Annotated in this window: 19 protein-coding genes; 9 read left to right on the top strand and 10 right to left on the bottom strand. The window is 70.6% G+C overall.

Annotated elements, in window-relative coordinates:
* The first annotated feature begins 131 nt into the window (after positions 1-131).
* From ACILSK_RS14580 to ACILSK_RS14555, 6 genes are all read left to right on the top strand, one after another.
* Positions 132-608: an NUDIX hydrolase gene (locus tag ACILSK_RS14580; protein ID WP_395727886.1), complete on the top strand. Its 477-nt coding sequence runs from the start codon at positions 132-134 to the stop codon at positions 606-608.
* Positions 605-3,220, top strand: coding sequence for a DUF6049 family protein (locus tag ACILSK_RS14575; RefSeq protein ID WP_395727885.1), 2,616 nt, complete (start codon positions 605-607; stop codon positions 3,218-3,220). Before ACILSK_RS14580 ends, ACILSK_RS14575 begins: the two co-directional genes overlap by 4 nt.
* A complete protein-coding gene (murJ, locus tag ACILSK_RS14570; RefSeq protein WP_395727884.1) occupies positions 3,217-6,894 on the top strand; it encodes a murein biosynthesis integral membrane protein MurJ in 3,678 nt (1,225 codons plus the stop codon). The genes ACILSK_RS14575 and murJ overlap by 4 nt, the downstream gene beginning before the upstream one ends.
* 177 nt (positions 6,895-7,071) lie before the next feature.
* A complete protein-coding gene (trxB, locus tag ACILSK_RS14565; protein WP_395727906.1) occupies positions 7,072-8,151 on the top strand; it encodes a thioredoxin-disulfide reductase in 1,080 nt (359 codons plus the stop codon).
* 50 nt (positions 8,152-8,201) lie between these two features.
* Positions 8,202-8,525 carry a thioredoxin gene (gene trxA / locus ACILSK_RS14560; RefSeq protein ID WP_395727883.1) on the top strand — a complete coding sequence of 108 codons (324 nt, stop codon included), beginning with the start codon at positions 8,202-8,204 and terminating at the stop codon, positions 8,523-8,525.
* Between the two features lie 283 nt (positions 8,526-8,808).
* The gene (locus ACILSK_RS14555; RefSeq protein WP_395727882.1) at positions 8,809-9,960 is read left to right on the top strand and encodes an N-acetylmuramoyl-L-alanine amidase; all 1,152 of its coding nucleotides are present in this window, start codon (positions 8,809-8,811) and stop codon (positions 9,958-9,960) included.
* Positions 9,961-10,019: 59 nt separating this feature from the next.
* Here the strand turns inward: ACILSK_RS14555 and ACILSK_RS14550 are convergent, their stop codons facing one another.
* Positions 10,020-10,742, bottom strand: a complete 723-nt coding sequence (locus tag ACILSK_RS14550) for a GNAT family N-acetyltransferase (protein ID WP_395727881.1) — start codon at positions 10,740-10,742, stop codon at positions 10,020-10,022.
* A 202-nt stretch (positions 10,743-10,944) separates the two neighbouring features.
* Here ACILSK_RS14550 and ACILSK_RS14545 point away from each other — a divergent pair, with 202 nt between their 5' ends.
* Together ACILSK_RS14545 and ACILSK_RS14540 are read left to right on the top strand one after the other, a co-directional pair.
* Positions 10,945-12,234: a PLP-dependent aminotransferase family protein gene (locus ACILSK_RS14545; protein WP_395727880.1), complete on the top strand. Its 1,290-nt coding sequence runs from the start codon at positions 10,945-10,947 to the stop codon at positions 12,232-12,234.
* Between the two features lie 37 nt (positions 12,235-12,271).
* Positions 12,272-13,219 carry a D-alanine--D-alanine ligase gene (locus ACILSK_RS14540; RefSeq protein ID WP_395727879.1) on the top strand — a complete coding sequence of 316 codons (948 nt, stop codon included), beginning with the start codon at positions 12,272-12,274 and terminating at the stop codon, positions 13,217-13,219.
* A 124-nt stretch (positions 13,220-13,343) separates the two neighbouring features.
* On the opposite strand, the gene ACILSK_RS14535 is transcribed toward ACILSK_RS14540, so the two are convergent.
* The 9 genes from ACILSK_RS14535 to rpmH form a co-directional block, all read right to left on the bottom strand.
* On the bottom strand, positions 13,344-14,465 hold the full coding sequence (locus ACILSK_RS14535) for a ParB/RepB/Spo0J family partition protein (protein WP_395727878.1): 1,122 nt from the start codon (positions 14,463-14,465) through the stop codon (positions 13,344-13,346).
* Complete coding sequence (locus ACILSK_RS14530) at positions 14,462-15,376, bottom strand: ParA family protein (protein ID WP_395727877.1); 915 nt, start codon at positions 15,374-15,376, stop codon at positions 14,462-14,464. Before ACILSK_RS14530 ends, ACILSK_RS14535 begins: the two co-directional genes overlap by 4 nt.
* Positions 15,377-15,845: 469 nt before the next feature.
* Entirely contained in the window at positions 15,846-17,192 is a 1,347-nt protein-coding gene (locus ACILSK_RS14525; protein WP_395727876.1) for an aspartate aminotransferase family protein, read from the bottom strand.
* A gap of 83 nt (positions 17,193-17,275) precedes the next feature.
* Positions 17,276-18,058 (bottom strand): 16S rRNA (guanine(527)-N(7))-methyltransferase RsmG, encoded by a 783-nt coding sequence (gene rsmG, locus ACILSK_RS14520; protein ID WP_395727875.1) that lies wholly within the window; start codon positions 18,056-18,058, stop codon positions 17,276-17,278.
* A gap of 12 nt (positions 18,059-18,070) precedes the next feature.
* On the bottom strand, positions 18,071-18,622 hold the full coding sequence (locus ACILSK_RS14515; protein ID WP_395727874.1) for a protein jag: 552 nt from the start codon (positions 18,620-18,622) through the stop codon (positions 18,071-18,073).
* A gap of 90 nt (positions 18,623-18,712) precedes the next feature.
* Positions 18,713-19,657: a YidC/Oxa1 family membrane protein insertase gene (locus ACILSK_RS14510; RefSeq protein WP_395727873.1), complete on the bottom strand. Its 945-nt coding sequence runs from the start codon at positions 19,655-19,657 to the stop codon at positions 18,713-18,715.
* A complete protein-coding gene (gene yidD / locus ACILSK_RS14505) occupies positions 19,654-20,097 on the bottom strand; it encodes a membrane protein insertion efficiency factor YidD (protein WP_395727872.1) in 444 nt (147 codons plus the stop codon). Before yidD ends, ACILSK_RS14510 begins: the two co-directional genes overlap by 4 nt.
* Positions 20,094-20,495 (bottom strand): ribonuclease P protein component, encoded by a 402-nt coding sequence (gene rnpA, locus ACILSK_RS14500; protein ID WP_395727871.1) that lies wholly within the window; start codon positions 20,493-20,495, stop codon positions 20,094-20,096. The genes yidD and rnpA overlap by 4 nt, the downstream gene beginning before the upstream one ends.
* Positions 20,496-20,517: 22 nt before the next feature.
* Positions 20,518-20,655: a 50S ribosomal protein L34 gene (rpmH, locus tag ACILSK_RS14495; RefSeq protein ID WP_395727870.1), complete on the bottom strand. Its 138-nt coding sequence runs from the start codon at positions 20,653-20,655 to the stop codon at positions 20,518-20,520.
* 455 nt (positions 20,656-21,110) lie between these two features.
* On the opposite strand from rpmH, the gene dnaA reads away from it, so the two are divergent.
* Positions 21,111-22,712 carry a chromosomal replication initiator protein DnaA gene (gene dnaA / locus ACILSK_RS14490; RefSeq protein ID WP_395727869.1) on the top strand — a complete coding sequence of 534 codons (1,602 nt, stop codon included), beginning with the start codon at positions 21,111-21,113 and terminating at the stop codon, positions 22,710-22,712.
* The last annotated feature ends 157 nt before the right edge of the window (positions 22,713-22,869 follow it).

Raw genomic sequence — 22,869 nt, 5'->3', positions numbered from 1 at the left:
GCCACCTGCGCCCCGCTAGCTTGGACCCGGGCCCCTGGGCGGTTCCGGCCCGGCCATCGCCGGTGTTGCCGCTGTGGTGCGCCCGTGTCCGGTACCGCGTTCGGCCTCGGGTGCCGCACTACCATCGGCCCATGCCTCCCGCCCGTCGCCGCGAGCCCGGGCCGACCCGACCCCGCCGACCGGCGGACGAGACCTCGGCGGGCGGCCTGGTCATCCGCACCCTCGACGGGACCGCGTCGGCCGCGCTGATCGGCCGGCTCGACCGGCGCGGACGCCTGCGCTGGTCGCTGCCGAAGGGACATGTGGAGGCGGGCGAGACGCATGAGCAGGCCGCCGTTCGTGAGGTCGCGGAGGAGACCGGGATCAGTGGGCGGATCACCGCACGGCTCGGCAGCGTCGAATACACCTTCATCGCCGAGGGTCGCCGGATCCACAAGCGGGTGCATCACTACCTGATGGTCGCTGTGTCCGGCGAACTGTCCGATGCCGACATCGAGGTCACCGAAGTGGCCTGGGTCCCGCTCACCGACCTGACCAGCCGGTTGGCCTACGCGGGCGAACGCCGGCTGGTCCGCCGCGCCGTCGAGCTGCTCGCGGACATCGCGTGACCCGTGGCCGAGGGGGCAGCGGTCGCCACCCGGCGGATCGGCGGCGGACCGGCACTTCCCGCCGGCGGGGCTCGATCGGTCCACTCCTGATCCTCACCGGCCTGCTGCTGATGATGACCCTCGCCGCGCTGCCGGCTGGTGCCAGTGGCACCCCGGGGCAGACCGCGCAGATCCGGACCGTGGTCGCGGCCGCGCCCTTCGGGGACTACGTCGATCGGCTGGCCTTCGACGTGACGTCGATCACGCCGATTCTGGTCACGGCGACCGGGCCCGACACCCTGACGATCACCGGCACGATGCACAACACCGGTTCGGAGGAGCTGGTCGACCTCGCGTACCGCTTCCAGCGTGGGACGGCCCTGGCGTCCACCACCGATGTGCGGAACGAACTCGCCCAACCGTCCGAACCGATCGCCCAGGTGCCGAGCCGGTTCGAGCCGTTCCCGGGCTCACTGGCCGGCGGCGCGTCCGCACCGTTCGCGTTCACGACCACACTGACCGGATCCGACTCGCTGGCCGTCACGGCGCCCGGCGTCTACCCGGTCATGGTCAACGTCAACGGCGCCGTGGTGCTGCCGGGCGGACCGTTGGAAGCGCGCATCGGCGAGCTCCACTTGCTGGTCACGGTGCTCTCGGTGCCCGGCGGCACCGAATCCACCGTCCCGCCGAGCGGCGGCCCCACCCCCTTCAACTTCATCTGGCCGATGGTGGACGTCCCCCACCTGGGCGTCGACGGCGTGTTCCTCAACGATGACCTGCTGACCGCCGTCTCGCCCGGGGGCCGTCTGGATCTGCTGCTCACCAGCCTCGCCGGCGAATCGGCGCGGGCGCTACCGCCGGATGCGCTGACCCTCGTCGTCGATCCACAACTGTTGGACGAGCTGAGCCGGATGACCGGCGCGTACCGGGTGGTCGCCCCGCCCGGCGCGGCCCAACCGCCGGTCGGGATCATCGAGCAGGCCGAGAGTCAGGCCACGGCTCCCACCGGTCAGCCGGCCGGGACCGGCACCCCTGTTGCGGCGCCCACCGGGACGGCGACCGGTGACCGGAACGCCCCCGACCCCGCCGACCGGCCCGTGGTCGACATTCCGGGCACGGTTGCCGGAACCGGCCAGCAGGTCGCGGCGTCCTACCTCGAACGGCTGCGCGCGGTTGCGGCCTCCCGTCCCCTGGTGGTGCTGCCCTACGGCGATCCCGACGTCGTCGCGTTGGTGCGGGCCGGCTTGACCGGTGAGGTGGCGGCAGCGCAGGAGCACGGCCAGGAGGTGGTCCGACGAGTGTGGGGAGACCTGCCGACGGCGACGAGCGTCACCGCCTCGTCGACCGCGTATCCGATCGACGGCGCGACCGACGGCGCGACCCTGTCGGCCCTGATGGCCGGCGGTGCGCGCACCGGCCTGCTGTCGGACGCATCGGTCGAGGTGCCCGCCCGCACCGCCGGTCGGCCGACCGGCGCCGCGGTGATCGCAGCGGACCCGGGTGCCGACGGGTTGCCGTCCGTCATCTCGCGCACCGATGTGCTCGGCGGGTTGGACCAGCTCATCGACGACGGGCAGCCGACCGGCTGGGCGACCAAGGTGAACTCGCTCACCGCACTGCTGGCCCAGCAGCGGGCCGACGGGACCGTCACGCCGGCGGTGTTCGCGCCGGTCCGCCGGTGGTCACCGGACAGCGCCGGCCTGCAAGGCCTGGTCCAGTTGCTCGGCGACCTCGGCCGCAGCGGGATCATCACCGGCCAGACCCTGGCCGACCTGAGCGCTGCCCCGCCCCGATCCGGCACCACCGACTACCCCGACGGGGCCCGCGAGCAGGAGCTCTCACCGGAGTACCTGCGGCGGATCGCCGACGATCGGGCCGACGTGGCGACGCTGCGCGCCGGGCTTGCCTCGGTCGGCCAGTCGACCGACCCGGCGACCCTGCTCGATCCGCTCGATCGGGCCCTGGACACGGCGGCGTCGACGGCCTTCCGGACGAATCCCACGGTCGGTGACGCGAATCTGGGCACCGTGGAGAGCACGGTGTCCACCGTCCGCGCCGGCGTTCAGATCGCCGACACCGGGAACAACTACACCCTCGCGTCGTCGACGTCGCCGCTCCTGCTGACCGTGCAGAACAACACGGCGTACGACGTCCCGGTGACCGTCGAACTGGCCGGCGGGGAGATGGTCGGCCTGACCGTCACCGACTCGCCGGTGCAGATCATTCCCGCCGGGCGGTCGCAGCAGGTCAAGATCCCCACCGAAGTCACCCGCTCGGGGCAGTTCCAGGTGACCGCCTCGCTGATCGGTCCGGACGGCGTCGCCTGGGGGACCCCGGTGCAACTGACCGTGCAGTCCAGCTCCTACGGCGCACTCACCGTGATCCTGATCGTCGGCGCAGGCGGCGTCCTGGTGATCATGGTGTTCCTCCGGATCCGGCAGCGGTTGCGCGACCGGCGGGCCCGGATCGCCGCCGGCACCGGGGTCGCACCGTACGACGGTCCGGGCGACGGCATCCTGGCCGGTCCGACACCGGACCCGCGGACCGATCGGATCGTCACCCCCACGCCCGCCGGCGATGCCCCCCACCGCCCCGCGAACGGGGCCGAGAAGCGACAGGAATTCCGTTCGTGACGACCCACCCAGCCGCCGGTCGCCCGGTCCCCGCCGGTCGGCCGGTTCCGGACGAGGCCGAGCCGGCCACCGATCCGGCCATCACCCCCGTCCGGGACGACGTCGCCGGGATGAAGACGGCCCGCACCGCCGGTGTCGTCCGGGCCGGCGCGGTGATGGCCGGGGCGACCCTGGTCAGCCGGGCCACCGGGTTCCTGGCCAAGGTGGTCATCCTGGCGTTCCTGGGCTTCGGGATGGTCAACGACGCCTACACCATCGCCAACACACTGCCGAACATCATCTTCGAGCTGCTCATCGGTGGGGTGCTCACCTCGGTGGCCATCCCGCTGCTGTCCCGGGCCCGGGCCGACGCCGATGGCGGTGCCGGGTACACCCAGCGGCTGATGACGATGGCCCTCGTCGGGCTGCTCGCCGCGACTGGCCTGGCCATCGCCGCCGCACCGCTGCTGACCCGGATCTACCTGGCCGGCGGCGGCGGCGTGGTCGACCGGGGCCTGGCCACCGGCCTGGCCTGGCTGCTGCTCCCGCAGATCTTCTTCTACGGCATCGCCGCCCTGTTCGGGGCGATCCTGAACACCAAGGAGAAGTTCGGCGTCCCGGCCTGGGCGCCGGTGGCGAACAACCTCGTCGTCATCGCGGTCGGCATCGTGCTGCTGACCACGACCAGCGATCCGGCGAACGTCGCCGCCGGCGGCGGCGCGCTGTCCGGCCTGACCCGGGAACAGTTCCTCATCCTGGGCCTGGGGACCACCGCCGGCATCGTCGTGCAGGCGATCGTGATGATCCCGTCCCTGCTGCGCAGCGGCTTCCGGTTCCGCTGGCGCTGGGGCGGCGACCGGCGACTGCTCGAGGCGGGCCAGCTGATGCTCTGGGCCGTCGTCTACGTGCTGATCTCGCAGGCCGGCTACATCGTGATCACCCAGGTGGCGTCGGCGAACTTCGTCGGCGGCATCTCCCTGTATGCGTTCGCCTCGCTGCTGTTCCAGCTGCCCTACGGGATCATCGGTGTCTCCATCCTGACCGCGATCATGCCGCGGATGAGCCGGCACGCGGCCGCCGGCCAGTACGAACGGATGAAGGACGACGCCTCCCTGGGCAACCGGCTGTCGATCGTCGCGCTGGTGCCGGTCGCCACCGGGATGATCGTGCTGGCGGGCGCCCTGGCGATCGTCGCCTCGCTGTACGGGGCGGTGAACCTGGCCGACGTCGTCGTGCTCAGCGGCACCCTCACCGCGCTGGCCCTGGGCCTGGTGCCGTTCGCGGTGACCCTGATGCAGATGCGGGTGTTCTACGCGATGAAGGACGCCCGCACGCCCACCCTGATCAACCTGGTGATGGTCGGTGTGCGGATCCCGCTGCTCATCGCCTGCATGACCCTGTCCCCTGAGCTGATCGTGCCCGGCATGGCGTTGGGAACCACGGTCTCCTACCTGGTCGGGGCGGTGGTCGGGGAAATCTGGCTGCGGCACCGGTACGGGCCGATGGGGTCTGCCCGGACGCTGATCACGCTGGGCAAGATGGTGCTGGCCAGCGCGGTCGGCGGAGCGGCGGCGTTCGGGTTGGGCGAGCTGATCGGCGACGGTCCGGTGGACACGCTGTCGGAGGCGCTGGTCCGCATCCTGGTCTGCGCGCCGGTCGGGCTCGTGATCATCGCCGCAGTGGCGCTGCTGCTCCGGGTGGAGGAACTCGACCCGATCCGGCGGCGGTTGCGGGCCCGGGTGCCCGGTCGCGGCCGACCGGCCCTCGAGCCGGACGGCACGGATCCGGAAAGCACCGGCCGGCCCGGAGCGATGAACCCGGAGGCGTCCACACACGTCCGGAACGGTGAGCATGGCACCCTCATGGGGGGCGGCCCGTCCGTCCCGAGCGCGGCCTCGACGGTCGCCGTCAGTGCCGTCAGTGCCGTCAGACCAGCCGGTCCGTCGTCCACGAGCAGGGAGCAGGTGTCCGAAACGGTGTCCGAGAACCGCAGCGGCGGGCCCGCCGTCGACGACTCAGCGACCGACGACCCCGAATCGACCACGGAGGTCCGACGGGACGACCTGGCACAGGCCGCCCAGCAGAGGTCCCTGCTGGACGTACCGGAGGCCGAAGCCACCCGGACGGCACCGGTCAGCGCCGCGGCCGGCCCGGTCGCCGACCCGCCGGCCGGCCCCGTCCCCGCCGCGGAATCCCCGCTCAAGCCCGGGATGGTGGTCGGCGGACGCTACCGGCTGGTCAACCTGGTCGCCTCGGACGGCGCCGGGCAATGGTTCTGGCGGGCGAAAGACGCCGTTCTGCCCCGGGACATGGCCGTCACCATCCTTCCGGACACCACCGGCACGTCGGCGACGGTGGCCCGCACGCTGCGCGCCGGCAAGCTGCACCATGTCGGCCTGCCGCAGACCCTGGACGTGGGCACCGATCACGGGCAGTCGTACGTCGTCGGGCAGTGGGTGGATGGCGCCACGCTCACCGACCTGGTCTCCGGCGGTCCGCTGGAGGCCGACGTCGCCACCTCGATCACCGCCAAACTCTCCGAGGCGGTCGCCGAGGCCCACCGCAACGGCGTCTCGCTCGGCGCCATCCACCCGTCCCTGGTCCGGGTGAACTTCGATGGGCAGGTCCGGCTGTCGCACGTCATCGCGCATGCGGCCGCCACACCCGACCAGGACATCCGGGCAATCGGCGGGCTGCTGTACCTGATGCTGACCGGCAGCTGGCCACTGGCCGGTCCGGGGTCGGACGGCGTCGGGTCGGTGCCGCTGCCGGCCGCGCCCACCCGGCTCGGCCGGGAGGTGCCCGCCGACGAGGTCGTCGCCACCGTGCCGGAGGCGCTGTCAGCGCTGGCGGAACGCGCGTTGCACCCGGATGAGCCGGACGGCATTCACGCGGTCGGTGCCATCGCCGCGCTGCTGCGCAGCCCGGAGAACGCCCCGGGCGGAGCCGACGCCCCGCCGCCCCCGGAGAACCGCCCGCTGTCCGCGGCCGATCGGCGGTTGATCCGGGAGCGACGGGCCAAGCTGAGTCTGGCCGGCGTCGTCCTGGCGGTCTTCGCGATCCTGGTGGTGATCGCCCTCGGCGGGCTGACCAACCAATTCATGGCCTCGATCCAGAACAGCGCGCCGGACGAACTGCCGATGATCGACTCGGCCGCCGCGTCGACCGCGCCCAATGGCGACGCCACGGCCCCGTCCAGTGCGCCGGCCACCACCGCGGGGCCGGCGGCCGGTCCGGTACCGATCGTCGGCGGGGTCGTCTACGACCCGGAGGGCGACGGCACCCCGGACTACAAGGACTACGTCGACCGGGCCTTCGACGGCAACGACGGCTCGTTCTGGCTGACCTGGGTCTACAAGCAGCAGTTCCCGACCCTCAAGTCGGGCGTCGGCATCACCATCGAGCTCGATCATCCGGTCACGCCGACCCAGGTCGTCCTCAAGAGCGCGGCCCCGTGTCCGGCCTGCAACAACGACACGGTCGTCGAGGTCCGGACCGCGGATTCGCTCAAGCCCGGGCCCGTCGACACCACCACGAAGCTGGGCGGGGCGACCGTCAAGGACGGCGTTGCGACCGTCGACCTGAGCAACGCACCGAAGTCGAAGTTCTTGATCCTCTACGTCGTCAAGCTCGGTCAGACGCCGGACAACCAGTTCCAGTCCAAGATCAACGAGATCACCGTCACCGGCAGCTGACCGGGGAATATCCGCGCACCCGCGGCGTTGAGCTGACTGCAGGCGCGGGTGCCGTCGGGGGCCCGCCATATCATCGTGCAGCAGCCGGGTCGATCGGACCGGGCGGGGTCGGTGGCGGCGCTGCGTGAGGGAGAAGTTGTGAATCAGTTCGTGTCCATTCCGGGAATCCAGGCCGCTGTGCCGACGGCGCCGGATTCCGCCGCGGCCCCGGTGGACGCCGACGGTGATCGCGTGCACGACGTGATCGTGGTCGGGTCGGGTCCGGCCGGCTACACGGCCGCCATCTACCTGGCCCGGGCCGAGCTCAAGCCGCTGGTGTTCGAGGGTTACACCTACGGTGGCGCCCTGATGAACACCACCGATGTGGAGAACTTTCCCGGTTTTCCCGCCGGGATCATGGGCCCGGAACTGATGGGCCAGATCCGCGAGCAGGCCGAGCGGTTCGGGGCCGATCTGCGCACGGTCGATGCGGAGGCGGTCGATCTGTCCGGGCCGATCAAGACGGTGACCGTCGACGGGACCGTGCACCGCGCCCGGGCGGTCGTCCTGGCGACCGGGTCGGCGGCCCGGTACATCGGGCTGCCGGAGGAGCAGCGGTTGGTCGGACGCGGCGTGTCCGCCTGCGCGACCTGTGACGGGTTCTTCTTCCGCGACCAGGACATCCTGGTCGTCGGCGGTGGCGACTCGGCCATGGAGGAGGCAACCTTCCTCACCCGGTTCGCCCGGTCGGTGACGATCGTGCACCGGCGGGAGGAGTTCCGGGCCAGCGCCATCATGCTCGAGCGCGCCCGCAAGGACCCCAAGATCAAGTGGCTGACCAACGCCGTGGTCAGCGCGCTGCACGGGGAGACCAGCCTGACCGGGGTCACCGTCACCGACACCCGCACGGGCGAGCAGACCGAGGTGGCCGCCACCGGCCTGTTCGTCGCGATCGGGCACGACCCGCGGTCGGAGCTGTTCCGCGACCAGGTCGCGGTCGACCTCGAGGGCTACGTGCTCACCGGGCATCACGTCGAGGCGATCGCCTCCACCGGCACCAGCCTCGCGGGCGTCTTCGCCTGCGGAGACCTGGTCGACCACACCTACCGGCAGGCGATCACCGCGGCCGGCAGCGGATGTGCGGCCGCCCTGGACGCCCAGCACTACCTCGCGGCGCACCCGGCCCCGGACGGCGAAGCGGTCATCGGCGCCGCGCACCCGAACGATCCGATGCCGGAGAGCCCCCGGGCCGCGTTCTCGGACGCGCTCAGCGTCTGATCGTCCCCACCACCACAGCCATCCCCGCACCACCGACAGAGAGGTCCACCATGGCCACCGTGAAGGTCACCGACGACAGTTTCACCACCGACGTCCTGCAGTCCGAGAAGCCCGTCATCGTGGATTTCTGGGCCGAATGGTGCGGTCCGTGCCGGATGGTCGCGCCGATCCTCGAGGAGATCGCCACCAAGCACGAGGACAAGGTGACCGTCGCCAAGCTCGACATCGACGCGAACCCGCAGATCGCCCAGCAGTACCAGATCCTGTCGATCCCGACCATGCTCGTGTTCAAGGGCGGGAAGCCGATCAAGCAGGTCGTCGGGGCCAAGCCGAAGGCCGCCCTGCTGAAGGAATTCGCCGACGTCCTGGCCTGATCCGGCCTCGCCCGTCACGCCGCCGCCGCCGCCCGGAGGACCCGGTCGGCGGCGGTGCTCGTGTGGCCGGGGGTCGGTGCCGTTCGACGACGTCGGCCCGGCAATGGCGGGCATCGGGCCGGATCGGGGGCACAATGATGGACGGCGCGGGCCCATCGGACCAGTGTGAGAGACGACTGCACGACTGATGTGAACCCGTTCGGGGCTGATGCGTCAGTCGAAGGGGTGGTCGTCCGACCACCGCGGCCGATCCGACCGGATCGACGAGACTTCAGGGAGAACGATGCTGCTGCGGCGCGGAGATCGAGGGCCTGCGGTGGCCGACCTGCGGGACGCATTGGCCAGCCTGCAGCTGCTGCCCGGACTGAACGGCTCGGACCGTATGCAGGTCGAGTTCGACGACGGCGTGGACCGGGCCATCCGGGACTTCCAGCAGCGCCGTGGCCTGATCGCCGACGGCATCGTGGGACCGGTGACCGCACGCTCGTTGACCGACGCCCGGTGGACGTTGGGCGCCCGGATCCTGTCACACACCCTGTCCGCGGCGATGACCGGCGACGACGTGATGGCGCTGCAGACCAGACTGGCCGAAATGGGCTATAACACCGGCCGGCCGGACGGCATCTTCGGTCCGCTCACCGACCAGTCCGTCCGGGACTTCCAGCGGCACCGCGGTCTGACCGACGACGGGGTTTTCGGACCCCAGACCTACAAGGAGCTCAACCGGATCGGCCGGATGGTCACCGGCGGGCGGCCGCAGTACCTGCGGGAGTACCAACTCGTCCGGCAGGCCGGTCCGCGGCTGCACGGCAAGCGCATCGTGCTCGACCCCGCGCACGGGGCGGACGACGCCGGTTGGACATCCGGTGGCGTGCGGGCCGCCGATCTCACCTTCGACGTCGCGCAGCGGCTCCGTTCCCGCATGACGACCGCCGGGATGTCCGTGGTACTCACCCGGGAGGCTCACGAGAATCCCTCGCAGGACGAGCGGGCGGCGTTCGCCAACTCGGTGGGCGCCGACCTGCTGCTCAGCCTGCACATCGACGGCTCGCCATCACCGCACGCCTGCGGGATCGCGACCTTCCACTTCGGCACCGACTCCGGGGCCACCTCCACGGTCGGCGAGACGTTGGCCGGGCTGGTGCAGCGCGAACTGGTGGCTCGGACGCGGTTCGCGGACTGCCGGGTGCACCACCGTCCCTGGGACATCCTCCGGCTCACGCGGATGCCGGCCATCCAGGTCGAGATGGGCTACCTGTCGAATCCGGCGGAGCGTGGGCGGTTGGTGTCCTCCGAGTTCCGCAACCAGCTGGCCGACGGCATGCTCGTCGCGGTCAAGCGGCTCTATCTGGACGGCCGCGACGACCCGCACACCGGGACCTTCACGTTTTCCGATCTGCTGGCCCACGAACGACGCATCCGCGATTCCGCCTGAGCCCCCTGCCCACCGGAGCCATCGGCACCTTTCCGGGGCCTACGGAAGGTGCTTCCGGCTCACGTCGGCGGGGTGCGATTGGCGCCGGCGCCGACCAGTTCGCGGACCGCGGGTGGCGGCGACGCGGGTATCGACACGCTGGCGAACAGCTCCTCCAGGGCCGCCTCGACCTGGGCCTTCCAGCCGATGTCCCGGTTCAGCTCCAACCGGAGCCGCGGGAATCGGTGGTGCGGCTGCACGTCGGTGAAACCGACCGTACGGGCGAAGCCGGCCGGCAACACGCACGACGGTAGGTCGCCCTCGCCGACCGGGTGCGCGTCACCCGGCGACGCGACGGTGCCGACCTCGCCGTCCGGGCCGCCCTCGCGGCCGAACAGCTCGATGGCCCGCACGCCACGCCGGGTGAGCTCGCGGATCACTCCGTCCATCAGATAGCGGGCCAGCCCCTGTCGCCGGTACGCGGGTTCGATCCGCGCGGTGGTGAGCAAGACGGCGTCCGGAGACACCGGCGCAGTCGGGAAGGCCGCTGCGCCGGGAACCGCGGTGGGTGGCGCGAACAGGGCAAAGCCGACCGGCTCGTCGTCGACGGTGACGATCTGCCCGGCGGAACCCCAGGTCAACATGACGCCGGAGAGCCAGATCTCCTTCTCGAACTCGGCCTCGCCGGAATCGGCGGCGGCCCGGGCCGCGGCGGCCTCGAGCTCCCAGGCGACGCAACCGCGGCAGCACTTCGGAATCAGTCCGATCGTCGACATCGACAGTGGCACCAGCGCTTGCGTCACACCGCTCCCTGTCAACGACGTCCGGCAATCGATCGGGTCCGCTCGCGCCTGCGCGCCGGGGGCCGGCGCAAGCCGCGGATCCGCTCCGATCAGGATAGGCGGGTCCGGACGGCCGACCACAGCCGCGCCACCGGCGTCACATCGGCGTTTGCGCCCGGCCGGCCGACTACGATGGCGCCCAACCTTCTGCGGGGTGAGAGCGATGACGGGCACGAGCCTGGACCGGCACGTCCAGCGCTACGCGCAACGCACCAGCGGCATGCGGGCATCCGCGATCCGCGCGCTGTTCGCGGTCGCGAACCGCCCCGAGGTGGTGTCCCTCGCCGGTGGCATGCCGTACCTGCGCTCGTTGCCGCTGGAGTCGCTGGCCGCCGAAGCGGCGGCGCTGGTCGCCCAGGACGGGCTGGTCGCCCTGCAGTACGGATCCGGGCAGGGCATCGTGGAGTTGCGGGAGCAGATCTGCCAGGTGATGTCGCTGGAAGGGATCAAGGCGCATCCGGACGACGTCATGGTCACGGTCGGATCGCAGATGGCGCTGGACCTGACCACCCGGATCTTCATCGACCCGGGCGACGTGATTCTGGCCGAGGCGCCGTCGTACGTCGGCGCGTTGGGCACCTTCCACTCCTACCAGGCCCAGGTCGTGCACGTCGCCATGGACGACGACGGCCTCATCCCCGCGGCGCTGGTCGCCGCAATCGACGCCTGCCGCACGGCCGGGCGCCGGGTGAAGCTGCTGTACACGATCCCGAACTTCCACAACCCGGCCGGCGTGACGCTGGCCGATGCCCGTCGGGCGGAGATCGCCGAGATCTGCCGGACCGCCGGCATCGCCGTCCTGGAGGACAACCCCTACGGGCTGCTCGGGTTCGACGACCGCACCCGCCGGGCGATCCGGGCCGACGACGCCGAGAACGTCATGTACCTCGGCTCCTTCTCCAAGACGTTCGCCCCCGGCCTGCGAGTCGGCTGGGTCCTGGCGCCGCATGCGGTGCGCGAGAAGCTGGTGCTGGCCAACGAGGCGGCGACGCTGAACCCACCGGTGTTCAACCAGATGCTGATCTCCCGCTACCTGGCCACCTTCGACTGGCAGAGCCAGATCAAGGCCTACCGCCACACCTACGCCGAGCGCCGCGACACCATGCTGGCCGCGCTGACCGACCTGATGCCCGAAGGGACGACCTGGACGTCACCGGACGGCGGCTTCTACGTCTGGGTCACGCTTCCTGAAGGTTTCGACGCGTCGGCGATGCTGCCGCGGGCAGTCACCGCCCGCGTCGCCTATGTGCCGGGGACCGCCTTCTACGCGGACGGTCTGGGCACCCGCCAGCTGCGCCTGTCCTACTGCTTCCCGACGCCCGACCGGATCACCGAGGGGATCCGCCGGCTGGCCGGGGTGATCGCCGGCGAGCTGGACGTCATGCGCACGTTCGGTACGAGTCCGCTGCGGGCGGTCGGCGGACCTTCGTCGCCGGCCCCGGACACGGCGTGACCACGCAGCCAACCCGGAGAAGACCGAAGGAACGTCGATGACCCGACATGTGGTGGTGCTGGCCGGCGGGCTCTCGCACGAGCGAGACGTCTCCCTGCGGTCGGGTTCCCGGTTGCTCGACGCGCTGCAGGATCGGGGCCTGGAGGTGACACAGCGGGATTCCGACGGCGAACTGCTCGGCTGGCTCACGGCCACCCGCCCGGACGCCGCGATCGTCGTCCTGCACGGCAGCCGCGGAGAGAACGGGTCGATCCAGAGCATTCTCGAGATGATCGGAATTCCGTACGTCGGTTCGGTCGCGAGCAGCTGCCGGCTCTCCTACGAGAAGAACATCGCCAAGAATCTCGTACGGCGATCCGGGTTTGCGACTCCAGATTGGATTGCGCTGTCACACAGCACTTTTCGCGATCTAGGTGCCGGTGCGCTGATGGACCTGCTGGTCGCGCACCTGGGCCTGCCGTTGATGGTCAAGCCGCAACACGGCGGTTCGGCCCTGGGCGCGGCGTCCGTCCGCACCGCGGAGGAACTGCCGGCGGCGCTGGTCGGGGCCTTCGCCTACGGCGAGATCGCCCTGGTCGAGCAGTTTATCGAGGGTACCGAGGTCGCCGTCACCGTCCTCGACACCCCGGACGGCGCAGCCGCGCTGCCGGCGGTCGAGATCGTGCCGCGGAGCGGGGTCTTCGACTACGAGTCGCGATACACCGCCGGGCTCACGACGTATTACACCCCGGCCCGGCTGCCGGACGAGGTCGGCACCGCGGTGTCCGAGCTGGCGCTCGGTGCGCACCGGACGCTGGGATTGCGCGACGTCTCGCGTACCGACGCCGTCGTCGCGCCCGACGGCACCGTGCTCTTCCTGGAGGTGAACGTCTCGCCCGGGCTGACCGAGACCTCGCTCCTGCCGATGTCCGTGCTGGCCGCCGGACGCGACCTCGGCGGGGTCTACGCGGAACTGGTCGAACACGCCGTCCGACGTGGCGTCTGACCCGTTGTCCCGAGGGGGACGACCCGCCTGGGTGGGCGCACTACCTGCCGCCGCGCCGCGCTGATCATCTCGGCGCATTTCGTCCGAAATGTCGGTCTTTTCGCCGAGATGATCAGCGCGCTCGTCAGCCGGCGGCCTGGTGCGCCGCCACGTCGATCGCTGAGGGCGCCATCACTGCGATGAGCCGCCGAAGATCGTCCTGGGTGGCGAACTCCACAACGATCCGTCCCTTGGTCCGGCCCAGCTCGAGCCGCACCCGGGTGTCGAACGCGTCGGACAGTGCGCCGGCCAGATTCTCCAGCCCGGGGATGGTGCGCTTGGGCGGGGTCGCTCGGCGGCGCGGGGCCGTCCGGCCGATGATCAAGGTGACGGCCTCTTCGGTGCCCCGGACCGACAGTCCCTCGGCCACGATGCGGGCGGCGAGCTGCTCCTGATCCTCGGCGTCGTTCAGCGCCAGCAGCGCCCGGGCGTGGCCCGCCGACAGGACACCCGCCGCGACCCGCCGCTGGACCGGGATCGGCAGCTTCAGCAAGCGGATGGTGTTCGAGATGACCGGCCGGCTGCGGCCGATCCGGGAGGCCAATTCCTCCTGCGTGACGTCGAACTCCTCGAGCAACTGCTGGTAGGCGGCGGCCTCCTCCAGCGGGTTCAGGTTGGCGCGGTGGATGTTCTCCAGCAACGCATCCCGGAGCATGTCGGCGTCCTGGGTGCGCCGCACGATGGCGGCGATGGTGCTCAGGCCGGCCCGCTGCGCGGCCTGCCAACGGCGCTCGCCCATCACCAGTTCGTAGTGCTCGCCAGGGACCTCGCGGACGACGATCGGCTGCAACAGGCCGAACTCCCGGATCGAGTGCGCCAGCTCGGCCATGGCGTCCTCGTCGAACACGGTCCGCGGGTTGCGGGGGTTGCGCCGGATCCGGTCCACCGGTAGCTCGACGTAGCGCGGGCCGCCGGCGCCCGGCCGGTCGGCCGGACGCGCGTCGCCGACCTCGCCAGCGCTCTCCCCGTCGACCTCGACGGCGCGCTCTCCGGCGGGCTGGGGAACCGCCGGTTCCTCGACCGGCTGCGCGACCGCCTGGTCGTCGATGTCGTGTACCGCAGTGGTGACCAGGGACAGGGGTGGCGTGTCGCGCTTCACCGGCGGCCCGCCGTTGATCAGGACGTCGGCGACCGTGGTGGTGGTCGGTCCGGTCGGGATCAACGCGGCCAGTCCGCGGCCGAGTCCGCCTCGTGCCTTCGGCGTCATGAGTGCTCCTTCGTACCGCGATCGGCGATCTCCCGGGCGGCGTCCAGGTAGCACATGGCACCGCGGGAACCTGGGTCGTACGTCATCACCGATTGCCCGAAGCCCGGTGCCTCGGACACCTTCACCGACCGCGGAATCGTGGTGCGCAGCACCAGGTCTCCGAAGTGGTTGCGCACCTCGGTGGCCACCTGTTCGGCCAGCTTGGTCCGGCCGTCGTACATGGTCAGCAGGATGGTGGAGACCACCAGGCGGGTGTTCAGGTGCTCCTGCACCATCCCGATGTTGCGCAGCAGCTGGCCGAGTCCCTCCAGTGCGTAGTACTCGCACTGGATGGGGATCAGCACCTCATCCACCGCCGACATCGCGTTCACCGTGAGGAGGCCAAGGGACGGAGGGCAGTCGACCAGGATGTAGTCGTAGTAGGTGTCGATCGCCTCGATCGCCCGGCGCAGCCGCAGTTCCCGCTCGGGGAGGGGCACCAGTTCGATCTCCGCGCCGGCCAGGTCGATGGTGGCCGGGATGCAGCCGAGGCGAGGAGCCTCCGGGCTCGTCTGGATCGCCTCCGCCGGCGTGATGTGGCCCAGCAGGACGTCGTACACGGACGGCGTGCCGACCTGGCGCTCGACGCCGAGCGCGGTGGACGCGTTGCCCTGCGGATCGAGATCCAGCACGAGCACGTGCAATCCGGCCCGGGCCAGCGCCACGCCGATGTTGACGGTGGTGGTGGTCTTTCCGACACCACCCTTCTGGTTGGCCACCGAGAACACCCGACGGTGTCGCGGCCGGGGCATCGTCAGCTCGCCCGATCGCATCTCGATCGCGGCCAGGGACGCCCTGGCCAGTGGTGTGTCGTCGAGATCGATGTCGCCGACGTCGGACTCGCCGAGGTCGATTGCCGTGTCGATACTCATGAATTCGCCTCCTTCTCCCGCCTGGTCCGGCCGAGATCTCGCGTCATTGCCCCGCCTCACCGGTCGCTTCGCACGCTACGGTGTGACATCGCAGGCGCCACCGCACCACGCCGCAGCCAGCGGGGAATAGCTGAGTTCGTCGGCTGCACGGCCCGTTCCACGTGAAACATGGCGTCTGAGTGGGCCGTGTTCCACGTGAAACACCGTGGCCGGCGCGGGTCAGGCTCCACGTGAAACACCCGGTTCCGCGCTGGCCATCGCGCATCTGACTCGTCTGGCGCGCGACAGTTCGCGCGGAAGCATCATGGCCGGCCTGATCTCAGCCGGTGACGTGCACGACCGGCCAGCGGAGATCGCCGTCGGGCCCGTCGACTACCGGCCGGGAGTGTTTCACGTGAAACGGGTGCCCACCATTTCAGCCGCCGCCCTTCGCCCGTTTCACGTGAAACACGCACGCACGCGGGCCAACTCAGCCGATGATGCCGGTCGCGCATTCACCGATCGCCTGATCGAGGATCTCGCAGCCGAGCCTGACCTCGTCGGCCGAACAGGTCAGCGGCGGGGCGATCCGGAACGTGCCACCGAGTCCAGGCAGTTGCACCACGTTCATGTGCAGGCCGAGCTCCAGGCACCGCGCGGTGACCTCCGCACCCAACGATGCCGCACCCTGCTTGGTCGACCGGTCCAGCACGAGCTCGACGCCTTGCATCAGCCCGCGGCCCCGGACGTCACCGACCACCTGGTGCCGACCCTGGATCTCGGTCAGCCCGGACCGCAGAACATCGCCGAGTTCGGCGGCGCGGGCGTCCATCCGGTCCCGGATCAACACGTCGAGCACCGTGTTCCCGACCGCGGCGGGCAGCGGATCGGACACATGCGTCGTGTAGAACAGGTACCCGCGCTCGTGTGCCCGTTCCTCAATCTCCGCACTGGTGATGGTGGCCGCCAGGGGCAGGCCCGCGCCCAGCGTCTTCGACAACGTCAGCATGTCCGGCACGATGCCGTCCCGCTCGAACGCGTACCAGGAGCCGGTGCGGCACAGACCGGTCTGCGCCTCGTCCAGGATCAACAACATCCCGCGCTCCACGCACTTGCGCTTCAACGCGGCGAAGTAACCGACCGGCGGCTCGATGACCCCGCCGGAGGACAGGATCGGTTCGACCAGACACGCCGCCAGAGCTCCGACGGACTGCGCATCGATCAGATCGAAGCCGAAATCCAGCTGGCGCTGCCAGTCCAACGATCCGTCGGGCCGGGTGAAATCCGGGCGGTACGGATTCGGCGTGGGCAGCACCAGGTTGCCAGGGGAGACGGGGCCGTACCCCTTCCGCCCAGAACTGTAGGTGGCGGCCGCGGCGCCGTGCGTCATGCCGTGCCAGGAACCGGCGAACGAGACGATCTCGTGCCGGCCGGTCACCAGCTTGGCCATCCGGACCGCCGCCTCGTTCGACTCGGCCCCGGTGCTCAGCAACAGCACCCGGTCCAGCGGGGCCGGCAGGCTCTCGGCCAGCCGTCGCGCGAGGTCGACGACCGGCCGGCTCAGCATCCCGCTGAACAGGTGGTCCAACCGGCCGACCTGGGCCCGCACCGTCGACACGATCTCCGGATGCGAGTGGCCGAGGATGGCCGACATCTGACCGGAGGTGAAGTCGAGCAGCCGGCGGCCCTCCTCGGTCACCAGGTAGGCGCCCTCGGCCCGGTCGATGATCACCGGGCTGAACGGCGGACCGTACCGGATCAGGTGACGCTCGGCGTCGGACCAGAATTCACTGGTCGGAGGAAGGTGATCGGTCGAGGATTCGATGTCGATGGACACCACGCGAACCTAACCGAAGCGCCGCCGACGGTGGGGCCAACCCGCTGGGCCGCCGGTCCGTCCGGGCGATCGACGGGGGCGGATCACCCGGCGGACGAACCTGGGCCCGCGGACGAGTCCCGACCCGCAGCTGAAGCCCGCCCGGCGGACGCACGCCGGCCCGCCGAGGAACCCCGACCCGTCGACGGTCGGCGACTCCTGACCTGGTCCGGGCCGCGCACCGCCCGGACGACATGGGCCGGTCCGGCCGGTCCGTCAAGCGCGACGACCTCCGCGTCACGCAGCCCGGCCGCCGCGAGATCGGCGGCGTCCCGGACGAGTTCCTCTTGGGCGGTGGAGCCCTTCAGGGCCAGCACCACGCCGCCCGGCCGGGCCAGGCCGGCACACCACCCGGCCAGCCGGCCCAGCGGAGCGACCGCCCGGGAAACCACCACGTCTGCGCCGCGGGCCTGCGCCGGCGCGTCCTGGGCGCGCGCCCGGACCACCAGGCACTCATTCAGGCCGAGCCGATCGACGACCTCGGTCAGGAAGCGAACCCGCCGCTCAAGGGGCTCGAGAAGCACGACCCGGCAGTCGGGGCGGGCGATCGCCAGCACGACACCGGGTAGTCCGGCGCCGCTGCCGACGTCGACGATCCGCGCGCCCGGCGGGATCAACTCAGCCGGCGCGGCGCAGTTCAGCACGTGCCGGGTCCACAGCCGGCCCGCCTCGCGCGGTCCGATCAGCCCACGAACGACCCCGTCGGTGGCCAGCATCCGCACGTACAACCTTGCGAGCGGGAGCCGGTCGCGGAACACCATCGCCGCCGACGACGGCTCCGGCTCCAGCCCCGCGATCGCATCGACGGGATCTGCCGATTCGAACATATGTACGAGTCGTCAGTTGCTGACGCTGATCACGACCCGGCGCCGTGGCTCCTCGCCCTCGCTCGACGACTCGGCCCCCTCGACCCGGCCGACGGCGTCGTGCACGATCTTGCGCTCGAACGGGTTCATCGGCGACAGCCGCACCGGTTCGCCCGACGCGACCACCTGCGCGGCCAGCGTCCGGCCCAACTCGTCGAGTTCGGTGCGGCGGCGGGCACGGTAACCGGCGATGTCCAGCATCAACCGTGACCGTTGACCCGTCTCGACCGTGGCGGCCAGCCGGGTCAGCTCCTGCAGTGCGTCGAGCACCTCACCGTGCTCGCCGACCAGCTTGCTCAGCTCGCCATCGCCGATGATGGACACCACCGCACGTTCGCCCTCGACGTCCAGGTCGATGTCGCCGTCGAAGTCGAGAATGTCCAGCAGGCGTTCCAGGTAGTCCCCGGCCGCGTCGCCCTCCGCCACCAGCAGCTCGTGCTTGCTCGGTCCCGCAGCGCCCGGATGGTCGTCGCTCGCGCCGGTCACCGCCTCGTCGTCGACGACGGTGGTCACGTTGTCAGTCATGGTTTCTCCCTCGTTGGACACGGCGACACCGCCGCGCCTCGCCCGATCCCCGGGCAGCAGCCGATCCGAACGACCCTGGCCCGGAAACGATCAGCGCTTCTTCTTCGAACCGCCCCGCGGCTTCGCGCCGGGCGCCGGCTTGCTGCCCGGTCCCGGCTTACTACCCGGAGCGGCCTGGTCTCCCACCGGCTTGGACATGGACACGCCGCCGGCGCTGCCGTTGGTGCCCGTCGCGGGCGGTGACCCGTTGCCCGACGGCGCCCCGTCCCCGACCTTCGACGGGTTCACAACGGGCCGGTTGGTCGCCGTCTTCGGTTTGGCCCCCGGCTTGGGCGTGGTGAACCGGCTCGCGTCCTTCTCCTCTTCCACCACCTGCGCCGTGGCGGCCGCGCGCTTGTCCTGGAGCTTGTGGGCCACGTACAGCTGACCGAACGTCCAGGAGTTGTTCGCCAGCCAGTAGAACAGGATGGCCAACGGGAAGAACGGACCGCCGACGATCACGAACAGCGGGAACATGTACAGCATCAGCTTGTTCATGATCGCGGTCTGCGGATTGGCCGACGCGTCGATGTTCATCTGCGCCTGCCGGGCCACCGAACGGCGGCTGGTCAGGTGGGTGGCGATGCCGGCCAGGATGGTCAGCGGCACGCCCCAGACGATGATCGCCGACCGCACCCCGTCCATGAAGGCCAGCTGGTCGGCCGGCATCGTCATAAACCCGACCAGCGGGGCCCCACCGGGCAACTTGTTCAGCTTCATCATCTCTTCGGACAACCGCTGCTTGTCGTCCTTGTACTTCTCCCGCAGCTTCTTCATCTGCGGCTGGACCGCCTGCATCTTGAGCTGCGAGTCCATCTGCTTCATGAACGGCTTGAACAGGATCGCGCGCAGCGTCCAGATCAGGAAGATGACCGACAGCACCCAGGTGACCGCCTGGTCGGGTCCGAACACGGCCCCGAACACCTTGTGCCAGACCCACATGATCCCGGACACCGGGTAGTAGATGTAGTCCAGGGACCAGAAGTTGAATGTCACGCCGCGAATCTCCTGATCGTTGTGCCCGGCCCGCCCGATGGCGGTGGACCGGACAAGTCTGCCGGATCCCCGGCGGGTGGTGCAGTCGGTTCGGACCCGTTGTCGGCTCCGTTGACGGCTCGGTCGTCGGTCCCGTCGCCGGCGACCGGACCAATCGGCTCGTCGTGCGAGGAACTCCGGTCGAGCGCCCCGGGTTCCCGGTGCCGGCCGCGGGCCGGGACGTGATCCAACCCGCCGTCACTCCATGGGTTGCAGCGAAGCAGGCGCCAGATGGTCAACGCGGTGCCGACCAGGGCTCCGCGGGTGCGCAACGCCGTGACCGCATAGGCGCTGCACGTCGGGTAGTAGCGGCAGGTCGCCGGCGTGTAGGGAGTGATGAACCGCTGATAGAAGCGGATCGGCGCAATCAGCACCTCGGCCGGCCATCGGGTGATCCTCATCCCGCACCACCCACTCGGGCCGTCGTCCGGGACGATCCGGCCGCCCGCGCCTTGCGCAACGCGCTCGCGGCGGCGCTACGCAGGTCCCGACCCAGCTCGGCGCTGGACGCCGCGGCCGCGGCCGGCAGGGCTCGGACCACCAGTTCCGATCCGGACGGGAGATCGGTCAGCAGCGGCCGCACCAGCACCCGCAACCGCCGGGTGATCCGATGCCGGACCACGGCGTTGCCGACTTTCCCGGACACCACGAAACCCACCCGCGACGCCCGTCCGGCGGAGGTTCCCGCCGGATCGAGCAACAGGTGGACGACGAGGCCGCCCGATGCCGACCGCCGGCCCGAACGGACCACCGCGGAGAACTCCTCGGACGTGTGCAGCCGGCTGCCGGAAGGAAGCATCGGGTGTCCGGCCCGGGGGCCGTCAGGCCGACAGCTCGACGCGACCCTTGCGTCGGCGGGCGGCCAGGATGGCGCGGCCGGCCCGGGTCCGCATCCGGAGGCGGAAACCGTGGGTCTTCGCACGGCGGCGGTTGTTCGGCTGGTACGTGCGCTTGCTCACGGCTATCTACTCCTACTTCGAAACGACTGGTGGCACCGATACTGCGTCTGTTACCGCAGGTCGGGCGGCCACGCCGACAGCGAGGCCGCGCTGCACTGAGGGCAGCACGAACCGACCGGCGATCACCGGAACCAGTTCAGAGTACGGAACCCGCGGCGGGGTGGTCAAACGCGACCCGAACACGCCGAACCGGACCCGGATCGGGCCCACGGGGCCGGACAAGATCGCGACACGCCGTACCGCCTCCTTGCTTGGCCCGCGGCCTTGTGGCAAGGCCGCGAAAGTTGTTAGCGTCCCTGCCGCGACCGCTCGGGAGTACCGAGCCCCCCGGAGCAGATCCATCCGCGCCACGACCCGGTGCCGCGGGCCGTTGACTATCCTCCCGGGGTTGCCCACAACTGTGGACAACCCCTGTGGATGACGTACGGGGGCGGTACCGGGGTGAGGGGCATCAAGTGACTTCCGAGGACAGCGACAACCTCCTGCTACCCGTGTGGCAGAAGGTGGTGGCCGACCTCGAGCCCACCCTGTCCCAGCAGCAGAAGGCCTGGTTGGGCCTGACCCAGCCGGTCGGGCTGCTCGGCTCGACCGCCCTGCTCGCCGCCCCCTCCGAGTTCGCCAAGGAGGCGATCGAACGCAGCCTGCGCGACGCGATCGCCAGCACGCTCTCCCGGCATCTGGGCATGCCGATCAAGCTGGCCGTCACCGTCTCCGAGGAGACGGCGGTCGAGCCCGCTGCGGGCGAACGATTCGGCGGCGACCGACCGACGCCGGGGACGCCACCCGGTTCGCCGATCAACGGTCGGGCCCCGCTGCCCGGCTTCCGCGATCAGGGCGACGCGCCGCCGACGGGCCGCGATCGGTCCGGCCCCTTCCGGTCGGGTGACGACGACATCGACCGAACCGGCCCCACCGACGCGGTCGACGGCGGCCTGGACGGGGAGGTCGACAACCTGGCCTCCGTCACCGAGATCTGGCCGACCTACTCGACCCGCCGCGACCAGGCGCCGCAGAACCCCGCGCTGAGCCGGCTCAACGAGAAGTACAGCTTCGAGACGTTCGTCATCGGCTCGTCCAACCGGTTCGCGCACGCGGCCGCGGTGGCGGTCGCCGAGGCCCCCGCGGTGGCCTACAACCCGCTGTTCATCTGGGGCGATTCCGGGCTGGGCAAGACCCATCTCCTGCATGGCATCGGCCATTACGCCCAACGCCTGTTTCCCGGCATGCGCGTGCGGTACGTGTCCAGCGAGGAGTTCACCAACGACTTCATCAACTCGCTGCGCGACGACCGCAAGGTCGCGTTCCAACGCCGTTACCGCGACGTCGACGTGCTGCTGGTCGACGACATCCAGTTCCTGGAGGGCAAGGAGGGCACCCAGGAGGAGTTCTTCCATACCTTCAACACCCTCTACAACGCCAACAAGCAGATCGTCATCTCGTCGGACCGGCCGCCCAAGCGTCTGGAGACCCTCGAGGACCGGATGCGAACCCGGTTCGAGTGGGGGCTGATCACCGACATCCAGCCACCCGAGCTGGAGACCCGGATCGCGATCCTGCGCAAGAAGGCCGCCCTGGACCGGATGAACGCGCCCGACGACGTGCTCGAGTTCATCGCCAGCCGGATCGAACGCAACATCCGCGAGCTGGAAGGCGCGTTGATCCGGGTCACCGCGTTCGCCTCGCTGAACAAGCAGGCCGTCGACCTCGCGCTGGCCCAGATCGTGCTCCGCGACCTGATCCGCGACCCGGTCTCCAACGACATCGACGCCGCCACGATCATGGCCGTCACCGCCGAGTACTTCGACGTCACGCTGGACGAGCTGTGCGGGCCGACCAAGACCAAGCACATCGCCATGGCCCGGCAGATCGCCATGTACCTGTGCCGGGAGCTGACCGACCTGACCCTGCCCAAGATCGGTGCGACGTTCGGCGGTCGCGACCACACCACCGTCATGCATGCCACCAAGAAGATCCGCACCGAGCTGGCCGAGCGTCGACAGACCTACGACCACGTCCAGGAACTCACCGCCCGCATCCGCGAGCGCGCCCGTCGGTGACCGCGCGACCCGTCCCACAGTCCGTCACCCACCGGCCGCGCTCGGCCCGATCGACCCGTCCGGCCGGCGCCACGGGGCTCCCGCGCACCCTCGGAGAGCCATGCACATTCTGTGGACAACTCTGTGGACAGCTCGGGCCCCGGCGGGGACAACAAGA

Origin of the sequence: Nakamurella sp., assembly GCF_044224575.1 — a bacterium.
Classification (GTDB): Bacteria; Actinomycetota; Actinomycetes; order Mycobacteriales; family Nakamurellaceae; genus Nakamurella.
Note: the sequence above shows the minus strand (reverse complement) of the source record. Positions and strands in the feature narration are given on the sequence as shown.

Excerpts from the sequence above, each read along its gene's own strand:
- ACILSK_RS14530 (WP_395727877.1), bottom strand. The coding sequence starts at position 15,376 with ATGAGTATCGACACGGCAATCGACCTCGGCGAGTCCGACGTCGGCGAC.
- ACILSK_RS14535 (WP_395727878.1), bottom strand. The coding sequence starts at position 14,465 with ATGACGCCGAAGGCACGAGGCGGACTCGGCCGCGGACTGGCCGCGTTG.
- ACILSK_RS14555 (WP_395727882.1), top strand. The coding sequence starts at position 8,809 with ATGCTGCTGCGGCGCGGAGATCGAGGGCCTGCGGTGGCCGACCTGCGG.
- rnpA (WP_395727871.1), bottom strand. The coding sequence starts at position 20,495 with ATGCTTCCTTCCGGCAGCCGGCTGCACACGTCCGAGGAGTTCTCCGCG.
- yidD (WP_395727872.1), bottom strand. The coding sequence starts at position 20,097 with ATGAGGATCACCCGATGGCCGGCCGAGGTGCTGATTGCGCCGATCCGC.
- rsmG (WP_395727875.1), bottom strand. The coding sequence starts at position 18,058 with ATGTTCGAATCGGCAGATCCCGTCGATGCGATCGCGGGGCTGGAGCCG.
- ACILSK_RS14515 (WP_395727874.1), bottom strand. The coding sequence starts at position 18,622 with ATGACTGACAACGTGACCACCGTCGTCGACGACGAGGCGGTGACCGGC.
- ACILSK_RS14540 (WP_395727879.1), top strand. The coding sequence starts at position 12,272 with ATGACCCGACATGTGGTGGTGCTGGCCGGCGGGCTCTCGCACGAGCGA.
- ACILSK_RS14580 (WP_395727886.1), top strand. The coding sequence starts at position 132 with ATGCCTCCCGCCCGTCGCCGCGAGCCCGGGCCGACCCGACCCCGCCGA.
- ACILSK_RS14545 (WP_395727880.1), top strand. The coding sequence starts at position 10,945 with ATGACGGGCACGAGCCTGGACCGGCACGTCCAGCGCTACGCGCAACGC.
- trxA (WP_395727883.1), top strand. The coding sequence starts at position 8,202 with ATGGCCACCGTGAAGGTCACCGACGACAGTTTCACCACCGACGTCCTG.